The 8,883-nt window shown below is 73.2% G+C and carries 5 protein-coding genes; all 5 read right to left on the reverse strand.

The window, feature by feature from the left end; translation table 11 throughout:
- Positions 1–15: 15 nt before the first annotated feature.
- Complete coding sequence (locus AMK24_RS27650) at positions 16–1,398, reverse strand: hypothetical protein (RefSeq protein WP_073771613.1); 1,383 nt, start codon at positions 1,396–1,398, stop codon at positions 16–18.
- Between the two features lie 66 nt (positions 1,399–1,464).
- Positions 1,465–4,581 carry a glycoside hydrolase family 3 N-terminal domain-containing protein gene (locus AMK24_RS27655; RefSeq protein ID WP_073771614.1) on the reverse strand — a complete coding sequence of 1,039 codons (3,117 nt, stop codon included), beginning with the start codon at positions 4,579–4,581 and terminating at the stop codon, positions 1,465–1,467.
- Between the two features lie 487 nt (positions 4,582–5,068).
- On the reverse strand, positions 5,069–6,676 hold the full coding sequence (cimA, locus tag AMK24_RS27660) for a citramalate synthase (RefSeq protein ID WP_073771615.1): 1,608 nt from the start codon (positions 6,674–6,676) through the stop codon (positions 5,069–5,071).
- A gap of 275 nt (positions 6,677–6,951) precedes the next feature.
- On the reverse strand, positions 6,952–7,596 hold the full coding sequence (locus AMK24_RS27665; RefSeq protein WP_073771616.1) for a TetR/AcrR family transcriptional regulator: 645 nt from the start codon (positions 7,594–7,596) through the stop codon (positions 6,952–6,954).
- 70 nt (positions 7,597–7,666) lie between these two features.
- Positions 7,667–8,698: an agmatine deiminase family protein gene (locus AMK24_RS27670; RefSeq protein ID WP_073771617.1), complete on the reverse strand. Its 1,032-nt coding sequence runs from the start codon at positions 8,696–8,698 to the stop codon at positions 7,667–7,669.
- Positions 8,699–8,883: the final 185 nt, after the last annotated feature.

The following is an 8,883-nucleotide window of genomic DNA, read 5'->3' on the forward strand; positions in this document are numbered from 1 at the left end:
GTGGCGCCGGGGTGCTCAGAACCCCCCGCCGTCGAAGCCTCCGCCGCCGCCGAAGCCGCCGCCGTCCCCGAAGCCGCCCCCGCCGAAGCCGGAGGAGTCGAAGTCGGAGCCGGAGAAGTCGCCGCCGCTCCAGTCGCCGCCCGCGCCTCCGCCGAAGTCGCCGCCGCCGTACTCGGAGGCGTACGCCGGGGTGGCGAGCATCGAGCCGAGCATGGTGCCGACCAGGAGGCCGGGGAGCAGGCCGCCGCCGAAGTAGCCACCGGCCCAGGGTCCGTACGCCGGGCCCGCCTCCCAGTAGGGGCGGCGGCGGCCGTCGCCCACGTCGACCGTGCGGCTCACGGGGTCCTCGCCGCGGGCCAGCCGGGCTTCGTCCGCGGTGCAGACCGGGACCTCGCGGGGCGCGCCGCCGGGCGGGGTCCAGCGGACGTCCGCGACCGAGGGGCCGTGGCGGGGGTCGAAGAAGCAGGGCGGGCGGCGGGCCGGGATCTCGCCGCCGGTGCGGCGGGCCTCCAGGACCGCGAGGGAGTAGCGGCCGTCCTCTAGGGCCTGGGTCACGCCCCGCACGTCCGAGGGGTGGGCGGCCCGGTCCATCTTCGCCTTGGCGCTCTCGTAGGAGTCCAGGGCCCGTTCGTAGTCGGCGCGCATGGCGTCGTCCGCCCCCTTCTCGGCGGGGTGGAAGTCGAGCCGTTCCAGCGTCTCGCCGTACGCGGTGATGTCCTCGTCCACGACGACCCGGAGCTTGTCGAGTGCGGCGCGCTCCTCTTCCTCCTTGCGGCGCTTGTTCCGGCGGGAGACCGCGTACGCGCCGGCGCCGCCCGCCGCGACGAGGGCGCCGAGGGTGATGAGGCCGCCGACCGGTGCGCCGGACGCGTCGCCCGCGCCCGTGCCGCCGGACCAGGAGGCGGGGGCGGAACCGCGGGCCTGTTCGACGGCGCGGTCGACGAAGGCGTCGAGCTGGGCGTCGGCGTTCCGGGCGGTGGCCGGGTCCTTCACGGCCGCGGTGAGGTTCTGGACCGCCCGGACGGGCATGACCTGCGGGTCCGCGCCCGCGTTGAAGCCGTCGCCGAGGCGGACCGCGTAGACGCCGGTGATCCCGGTGTCGTTGCGCAGGGTCCTCAGGAGGGTGTCCTCGGGGAAGGCGGGGGTGTCGGGGAGGACGGCCACGAACACCGGTCTGTCGGCGTCCGTGATCTTCTTCTCCAGGGCCTTCTCGTCGGCGGCGGAGAGCTGGTCGCGGGCGGCGGGATCCACGTACACCGGATCGTCGCGCAGGGCCTGGGCGGCGTCCTGGACTGTCCCGGCCGGCGCGGCCGAGGCCGGGGAGGTCAGGGCGAGAGCAGCCGCCGCGATGATGAGCAGCAGGCCCGCCAGCAGCGCGGGAAAGAGCCTTTTCCTCATACTTCACGCTACTCCAGGCGGGCGGCGAACGTCGTCGCCCGCCCGGAGAGCGCCTTCCGGGCGGTGCTACGCGGCGCGGTACGCCGTGCGCAGCTTGGCCACCGCGCCGGTCAGGTCACCGGTGAGCAGCAGGTGGTCCGCCTCCGCGAACGGCCGGGAGACCGCCTGGGTGAACGTGCCGCCGATCTTCTGCTGGACCAGCAGCCGGGCCCGGTCCACGATCGCCCTGGCCGCCGGGGTCTTCCCCAGCCCGGCCCTCTCCGCGACCCCGGCGGCCACGGCGAGGGAGGCGAGCGTCGGCTCACCGCCCGCCGGGGGCTTCCTCAGGGTGGTCAGGCCCCAGCCGTAGGGGAACTGCGGGTCGTAGACCTCGTCCCCGACGTTGATCGGGAGCTGGGCCTCCGTCTTCGGCCAGGTAACCGGGGACTGACCGGTGAAGGGCCGCTTGCCGTAGAGCACGTCGGCCACGCCGTCGCCCTCGGAGCCGGGCAGCCAGGACGCCACGAGCGCGTCCATCTCCCCGAGCCGGTCGCCGATGAGCTGCGGGCGGCCGGAGACGACGAGGACGGCGCACCTCATGGCCGCGCAGACCGTGTCGATCGCCTTCTTGTCGGCGGCCGTCAGCTCCAGGTCGTGGCCGTTGCCGACGTCCCCGACGCCCTCGGCGTACGGGGTCTCGCCCACGACCACCACGCCGACGTCGTGGCCGTCCGTGGCGGCGGAGGCGTCCTTGGAGTAGGTGACGGACTCGGGGCTCTTCGCCGCCTTCCTCATGCCTTCCAGGATCGTGGTGCCGGTGGTGGTCTTCCCGGAGGAGCCCTGCCAGCTGATGGTCCAGCCGCCCGCCTGGTTGCCGATGTCGTCGGCGTTGGACCCGGCGACGTACACCCTCTGGCCGGGCTCGAGGGGCAGGACCGGCCCCTCGTTCCGGTCGCCGTTCTTGAGCAGGACCTGGGACTTGGCGACCGCTTCGCGGGCCACGGCGCGGTGTGCGGCCGAGCCGACGGCGTCGAGGTGGGTGGTGTCCGCGTAGGGCTTTTCGAAGAGGCCGAGGCGGAACTTCTGGGTGAGGATGCGGGCGACCGCGTCGTCGATCCGGGCCCGGCTGATCCGGCCCGCCGCGACCTCGTCCTTCAGAGTCCTGGTGAAGTCCTGGTACGCGGTCGGGACCATGATCATGTCGAGTCCGGCGTTGACCGACGTGCGCACGTCGCTCGCGTAGTCGCCGGGGATCTGGTCGATGGCCTGCCAGTCGCTGACGACGAAGCCCTCGAAGCCCATCCGGTCCTTGAGGACGCCGTTGATCATCTCGCCGTGGGCGTGCATCTTCACCGGGCCCCGGCCGTCACCGATGACGTCGAGCGAGGAGTACGAGGGCATGACCGTGCCGACGCCGCGCTTCACCGACTCCGCGAACGGGGAGAGGTGGACGGCCTCCAGCTCCTGCCGGGTCACCGTGGTGACGCCCTGGTCGGTGGTGTACGAGCCGGTGGTGGAGGAGCCGTAGGCGGTGCCGCCGTCCCCGACGAAGTGCTTGGCGCTGCCGAGCACCTTGTCGTTGCGGTGCAGGTCCTTGCCGGAGGGGCTGCCCTGCATGCCCTGGATGACCGTCTCCATGGCCTCGACCAGCGCCGGGTCCTCGCCGAACGCCTCGTAGGAGCGGCCCCAGCGCTCGTCGCGGGTGACGCAGACGCAGGGGGCGAAGTCCCACGGGACGCCGGTGGCGCGGACCTCCTTGGCGGTGATCGCACCGGTCCTCTCGGCGCTCTTCGGGTCGCGGCCCGCGCCGATGCCGATGTTGTGCGGCATGATCGTCGCGCCGACGACGTTGTTGTGGCCGTGCACCGCGTCCACGCCGTAGATCAGCGGGATCTGGAAGCGGGTGGCGCGGGCGCGCAGTTGGTACGCGTCGACCATCTTGGCCCAGGCGGCGGCGGTGTTCGGGGTGGGGACCGAGCCGCCGCCGGAGAGCAGCGAGCCGAGGTCGTAGGCGGCGATGTCACCGGGGGCGCGCAGCGCGTTGCGCTCGGCCTGGGTCATCTGGCCGGCCTTCTCCGCCGGGGACATCCGCCCCAGAAGGTCCGCCACCCGCTTCTTCACGGGCAGTGCGGCGTTCTGGTACGGGAGGCCGTGGGCGTCGATGACGATCTGCGGGTTCTCCCTCGGGGCCTTCGCGCCGGTGACGGTCAGCTCCAGCGGGATGGTCCTCGCCTCGGACGCCTTCGCCGCCTTCGCCGTGCGGACGGTGACCTTGTGGGCGGTCCCGGAGGCGGTGCCGGCGGGAAAGGTGTGGCTGCCGGTGACGGGGGTGTAGTCCGTGCCCGCCTCGGCGGTGCCGCCCTTCGTGGCGTACGCGACGGTGACGGGCTCCTCGATGGGGACGGAGCCGGTGGTGGCGACGGAGAGCGTGATGTCGGCGCTGCCGCCGTTCTTCACCGTGCGGACGGCCGTGTCGGTGACGAGGCTCGCGGTGAGCGCCGGGTCCGCCTTGCCGTAGAGCTCGACGGCGTCCATGGCGAAGGCGCCGGGGGCGCCGCCGGGCAGGGTGACGGCATAGCCCCACATCTCGTTCAGGCCGAGGACCTGGTCGATGCCGCCGACGGGCTGGTAGTCGGCGCGGTAGACGAAGTCCGCGAAGGGGATCTCGACGAGGTGCCAGCCCTCCCAGTCGTCGGTGAACGAGGTGGTCCACAGCTCGGACGCGCCGCCGTTCGCGCCGCCGTCCTTGATCTCGAAGTTGACCCGCTTGCCGGAACCGGGCGGCAGGGGCGCGGTGTTCTGGCCGTACCACCAGAAGCGGATGCCCTGGTGGGCGGTCCAGTTCCGCGGCGGGGCGTCCACGGCGAACTCGTGGCTGAACCCGCCGTAGGCGCTGATGTCGTAGGAGCCTTCGAGGACCCGCCCGCCCTCGGGGGCGTCGGCGCGCTCGGTCAGCTTCAGCTCCGGGTGGTCGTCCGCGTCGCCGCCCCAGGTGAAGATCGCGTCGGCGGGCGGCTGCCCGCCGAGCGGGACCTCGCCCTCGAAGCGGTCGACCAGGACGGGGGCGGGTTCGTCGGCGGCCGCCGCGGCGGGTCCGGTGACCGATCCGGCGAGCAGGGCGGCCAGGACGGCCGTGGCGGCGACGGCGGCGGTCACGGGTCTGCTTCTGCCCCCGCGGGGGCGGGGGTTCGGGGTGCGGGACATCGTTGAGAGCGCTCTCTTCTCGGGGTCGGCGGGTCGGACGGTGTAACGGGTCGGGAGGTGGCGCATCACGCGATGGAGGCGGGGTGGATCGTGTCGCGGTACCGCCGCACGCCGCCCTCAGGCGTACGGGTCCGGGCGACGGCCGCGGACGGCGCCCGGCCGCCCACCGTAGCCGGGCGCACACGCGGCGTCGCCCATCGGCGGCCCGGCGGAGCGGCCCCGGCCGTCCGCCCTCGCGCGCGCCGCTCGTGGACCGCGCGGCGGCCGGGGGCGGCCTTCGGTACCGGCTCCGGACCCGGCGCCGACGTTGCGGCTGGAGTCAACCGCGCCGATTCAGTGCCGTCAATACTTCACGTCGAGATTGGCGCTGTCCCATCTGCCGCGCAGGCGGCGGGCGTTGTGCGTTCACCTCTTGAACGTGCCGTGAACGTGCGGGAGCCGCCGCCCGGCGCGGGCGGCGGCTCTCGTGGAACGCGGCGGTTGGGCGCTACTCGGTGGGCTCGACGCCCGCGCGCAGCAGTCCGTAGGTGTACGCGTCCTCCAGCGCCTGCCAGGAGGCGGCGATGACGTTCTCGGCGACCCCCACGGTCGCCCAGTCGCCGGCGCCGTCGCCCGTGGTGATGAGGACGCGGGTGGTGGACTCGGTGCCGGTACGGCCCTCCAGGATGCGGACCTTGTAGTCGACCAGCTCCAACTTGGCGAGCTGCGGGTAGATCCGCTCCAGGGCGACGCGCAGGGCCCGGTCCAGGGCGTTGACCGGGCCGTTGCCCTCTGCGGTGGCGACGATCCGCTCGCCCTTGGCCCACAGCTTCACGGTCGCCTCGTTGGCGTGGGTACCGTCGGGGCGGTCCTCGACGATCGCCCGCCAGGACTCGGTGCGGAAGTAGCGGCGGGCCCGCCCCTCGACCTCGCCGCGCAGCAGCAGCTCGAAGGAGGCGTCGGCGGCTTCGTAGGTGTAGCCCTGGAGTTCGCGTTCCTTGACCCGCTCCACGACCCGGCCGACCAGGGCGCGGTCGTCGCCGAGGTCGATGCCCAGCTCCTTGCCCTTCAGCTCGATGGAGGCGCGGCCGGCCATGTCGGAGACCAGCATCCGCATGGTGTTGCCGACCAGTTCGGGGTCGATGTGCTGGTAGAGGTCGGGATCGACCTTGATCGCGGAGGCGTGCAGCCCGGCCTTGTGGGCGAAGGCCGAGACGCCGACGTACGGCTGGTGGGTGGAGGGGGTGAGGTTGACGACCTCGGCGATCGCGTGCGAGATCCGGGTCATCTCGGCGAGCGCGCCCTCGGGCAGCACCTTCATGCCGTACTTGAGCTCCAGGGCGGCGACGACGGGGAAGAGGTTGGCGTTGCCGACCCGCTCGCCGTACCCGTTGGCGGTGCACTGGACGTGGGTGGCGCCCGCGTCCACGGCGGCCAGGGTGTTGGCGACGGCGCACCCGGTGTCGTCCTGGGCGTGGATGCCGAGCCGGGCGCCCGTGTCCGCGATGACGGTGGAGACGACGGCCTGGATCCGGGCGGGGAGCATGCCGCCGTTGGTGTCGCAGAGGATGACGACCTCCGCGCCCGCCTCGTACGCGGTACGGACCACGGCCTTCGCGTACGCGGCGTTGGCGCGGTAGCCGTCGAAGAAGTGCTCGCAGTCCACGAAGACCCGGCGCCCCTGCTCGCGCAGGTGGGAGACGGTGTCGCGGACCATCTCCAGGTTCTCCTCCAGGGTGGTGCGCAGGGCCAGTTCGACGTGGCGGTCGTGGGCCTTGGCCACCAGGGTGACCACCGGCGCGCCGGAGGTCAGGAGCGCCTTCACCTGGGGGTCCTCGGCCGCGCTGCCGCCGGCCCGGCGGGTCGCGCCGAACGCCACGAGCTGCGCGTTCTCGAAGGCGATCTCCTGCTGGGCGCGGGCGAAGAACTCGGTGTCGCGCGGGTTGGCCCCCGGCCAGCCCCCCTCGATGTACCCCACCCCGAAGTCGTCCAGATGACGGGCGATGGTCAGCTTGTCGGCGACCGTCAGGTTGATGCCCTCACGCTGAGCACCGTCGCGCAGTGTGGTGTCGAAGACATGGAAACCGTCGTCGGTGGCGTCGGCCTTGGTGGTCATGCTGATCTGGCTCCTGTCGGATGAGTGGACCGGACGATCTGGTTCCACTTGCCCCCATCATCCCGCGCGCGCCGTCCCGGCCCGGGTGCGGACCGGAAAACAAAAAACCCCTCGCGGGTGCGAGAGGTCTGCGCGCGGGTCTGGGGCACGATGGCCGCGCCGTACGGGGTGGTACGGGGCGGTCACTGCGGACCGGCGCGCCTGCTGCCAATAATCATGACGAACGAGGACACGGCAGCAGTCTGGCACAGCGTGCGCCCCGTGACGGCGGTGTCTCAGAATGCGGTCGTGACGCCGGTCGCATCCGGGCCCCGCCCCGGCGTCAGCGTCTCGTCCAGGAACTCCGCCGCCTGGACGAGCACCCGCTCCCGCCCCGTGCCCGGGATGCCGACCGTCACATGGACGCTGAACCCGTCGAGCAGCGCCCGCAGCCGGACGGCGAACCGGTCGGGGTCCACCGGCCGGAACTCACCGCGCGAAACGCCCTCGGCCAGCAGCGCCACGAGGTCGCGGTGCCAGGCGCCCTCGATGGCGGCCTGCCGGGCGCGGGCGTCGTCGTCGGCGTTCTGGGAGCGGCCCCAGACCTCCAGCCAGAGCGTCCAGTGCGGATCGCGGTGCCCGGCCGGCAGATAGAGCCCGATGTACGCGTCCAGCCGCTCGCGGGCGCTCCCCGGCCGGGCGAGCAGAGCGCGGCGCTCGGCGCCGAGGCGGTTCTCGCTCCACTCCAGGGTCCGCAGCAGCAGCTCGTCCTTGGTGCGGAAGTAGTAGAGGAGGTGCCCGCTGCTCATGCCGACCTCCCGCCCCAGCCCGGCCATGGTCAGCCCGTCGAGCCCGCGTTCGGCGACGGTGGCCATGACGGCGGCGAGGACGTCCTCGCGGGGCGGGGCGGCCTGGTGGGTACGGCGCGGGGCGGAGGGCATGGGGCCGGGCTTTCGGGTCGGGTCGCGCGGGGGCATCGGGTCGCGGGGCCGGGCGGCCGGGCCCGCGAGGTCAGACGGCGGGCTGCTGCTGGGTGATGCAGTGGATGCCGCCACCGCCCGCGAAGATCGTACGGGCATCGACGAGGGTCACCGTACGGTCGGGGAACAGGCCCTGGAAGATCGCGGCGGCCTCCTCGTCGCGCGGGTCGTCGAAGGCGCAGAGGAGCACGCCGTCGTTGCAGAGGTAGTGGTTGATGTAGGAGTAGTCGACCCACGCGCCGTCCTCGTCGCGCAGCACGGTGGGGGCGGGCACCTCCACGACTTCCAGCGGGCGGCCCCTGGCGTCGGTGGCGGCCCGCAGAACGGCCAGGTTCTCCCGGGTGACCTCGTGGTCGGGGTGGGCGGGGTCCGGCTGGACGTGGGCGACGACGGTGCCGGGCCGGGCGAAGGCGGCGACGATGTCGACATGGCCGAGCGTGCCGTACGTCCCGTAGTCGCCGGTCAGCCCCCGGGGCAGCCAGATCGCCTTCTCGGTGCCGAGGCGGGCGTGGATCTCCGCCTCCACCCGCTCCCTGCTCCAGCCGGGGTTGCGCTCCGGGCCGAGCTGGACGGTCTCGGTGAGCAGGACGGTGCCCTCGCCGTCGACGTGGATCGCGCCGCCCTCGTTGACGAGCGGGGAGGAGTGCACGGGGGTTCCGGCCACCTCGGCGACGGCCCGCGCGATGTGCTGGTCGCTCTCCCAGCGGGCCCAGCCCTGCGCGCCCCAGCCGTTGAACGTCCAGTCGACGGCGGCGAGGGTGGAGCCGTCGGTGACGAAGGTGGGGCCGATGTCCCGCATCCAGGCGTCGTCGAGCGGCCGGACGACCAGTTCGACGCCGGGGCCGAGGAGGGCGGCGGCGCCTTCCTCCTGCCCCGGCCCGACGACCATCGTGACCGGCTCGAAGCGGCGTACGGCCCGCGCGACGGCGGCCCAGGCCCGGCGGGCCTCCTCCAGTTCGGCGTCGGAGGCGAAGGTGGGGTTCGGACCCGGCCAGGCCATCCAGGTGCGCTCGTGGGGGGCCCACTCGGGGGGCATGCGGAAGGGGGCGGGGGTGAGGGGCATGGGAGCTCCTGGTCGAAAAGATTAGAGCGCCACTCTAACCACTGGGCAAGGGAGAAGGGAAACAGCATCGGTCTCTTTCGAGCAGCGCTCCAACTTCCATCCAGCAAAGAGGCCGCACCGGCGGGGAGCCGGCGCGGCCTCTTCGCGGGACGGGCGCGGAGCGTCTAGGTGTATTGATCACGAGC

The sequence above is a fragment of the Streptomyces sp. CB02366 genome, assembly GCF_001905905.1.
Classification (GTDB): domain Bacteria; phylum Actinomycetota; class Actinomycetes; order Streptomycetales; family Streptomycetaceae; genus Streptomyces.

Excerpts from the sequence above, each read along its gene's own strand:
- AMK24_RS27650 (WP_073771613.1), bottom strand. The coding sequence starts at position 1,398 with ATGAGGAAAAGGCTCTTTCCCGCGCTGCTGGCGGGCCTGCTGCTCATC.
- AMK24_RS27655 (WP_073771614.1), bottom strand. The coding sequence starts at position 4,581 with ATGTCCCGCACCCCGAACCCCCGCCCCCGCGGGGGCAGAAGCAGACCC.
- cimA (WP_073771615.1), bottom strand. The coding sequence starts at position 6,676 with ATGACCACCAAGGCCGACGCCACCGACGACGGTTTCCATGTCTTCGAC.
- AMK24_RS27665 (WP_073771616.1), bottom strand. The coding sequence starts at position 7,596 with ATGCCCTCCGCCCCGCGCCGTACCCACCAGGCCGCCCCGCCCCGCGAG.
- AMK24_RS27670 (WP_073771617.1), bottom strand. The coding sequence starts at position 8,698 with ATGCCCCTCACCCCCGCCCCCTTCCGCATGCCCCCCGAGTGGGCCCCC.